Annotated in this window: 2 protein-coding genes; both read right to left on the bottom strand. The window is 67.3% G+C overall.

Features of this window, described 5'->3' with window-relative positions:
- Positions 1–8 precede the first annotated feature (8 nt).
- A complete protein-coding gene (locus NON00_RS24370; RefSeq protein WP_256025393.1) occupies positions 9–608 on the bottom strand; it encodes a plasmid pRiA4b ORF-3 family protein in 600 nt (199 codons plus the stop codon).
- Positions 605–1,280: IS66 family transposase (gene tnpC, locus NON00_RS24365; RefSeq protein ID WP_256025392.1), on the bottom strand; the 676-nt coding region annotated here is incomplete at its 5' end. The genes tnpC and NON00_RS24370, both read right to left, overlap by 4 nt.

Here is a 1,280-nt window from a genome sequence, read left to right as displayed (position 1 = left end):
GGCCTTGATCAGCTTGCTAGCTTGCGCCTGGTGGCTGGCTTGCGCGACCACGCCTTGGCGAGGTCTTCGACGGCCTTTGCATGCTCATCGAGATCGATTGTGTTGGGATCAAAAGGCGCCCCGACCCATTGGACCATCTCGGTATGGCTCTCGTGCTTCGGGTCGCCGATCGCCGCGAGGAACTCGGCGTAGCCCCAAGGTCCGCCGACATCCTCGGGCGGGCAGCGCCCGGTGGCGTCGATCAGGAACGGGTATATGAGGCCGGGCATGGAATCGGTGATACGCTCGACCTTGACGGTGTGTTCCCAGCCGTCGCCGAAGTCGTAGAGGTACTTCAGCGTCTTCGCGCCGGTGTCCTCGAGGACGTCGAGGAGACGCGTTTTGCGCGCATCGAGCGGGCCGTCTCCCCAGTCCGGGTCGGGCACGCCCCAGCCCACGTCGCGGGCTCGGATCTCGTAGAGATGGCTGTTGGTCCAGCCCATGGCGGCCTGGAGCACCAGGTGCAGGCGATCGAGCCGGATGGTCAGTGGCACCTCGACGCGGCGCACCACTGCGGGCTTGACGTCATTGAGGGTGATCTTGAGCCGGGCGATGCTGGTGCTGGTCATGCGGCCGCCTTTCCCTCCCTTGCCTGGGCCCAGTTCCAGGGCAGCAGCTCGTGCAGCCGCGAGGCGGGGTGGTCGGCGATGCGGGCCAGGACATCAGCCAGCCAGGTGCGCGGATCGACGTCGTTCAGCTTGGCGGTGTGGATGAGTGAGACCATCGCCGCGGCCCGGTCGCCGCCGCGGTCGCTACCCGCGAACAGCCACGATTTTCTTCCGAGGGCGATACCACGCAGCGCCCGCTCGGCCGCGTTGTTCGTCAGGCAGATCCGGCCGTCGCCGAGGAACCGGGCGAAGGCCGACCAGCGCGTCAGCATGTAGTCCATCGCCTTGGCAACCGGGTTGTGACGGGACAGCTTGCCGCGGTTCTCGCGCATCCAGGCCTCGAGTTCGGTGACCAGCGACGCGAGATGCTGCTGGCGAACGGCCAGGCGCTCTGCGGCAGGCAGGCCGTTGATGGCGCGCTCGGCATCAAAGATGGCGTCGATCCGCCGCACCGCCTCGATGGCGAGCGGCGCCCGCGACAACGCGGCCAGTTCGAATAGTTTGCGCCTGCCATGCGCCCAACACGCGGCCTCAGTGATCGGCCCCGGTTGTCGGTCGGCCTCGTAGAGCGCGTTGTATCCGGCATAGGCATCCGCCTGCAGGATGCCGGCATAGCCGGCCAGGTGCCGGTTT

The sequence above is a fragment of the Roseomonas sp. GC11 genome (assembly GCF_024437745.1).
In the GTDB taxonomy this organism is placed as follows: Bacteria; Pseudomonadota; Alphaproteobacteria; order Acetobacterales; family Acetobacteraceae; genus Pseudoroseomonas.
This window is presented reverse-complemented; position numbering and strand designations above follow the sequence as displayed.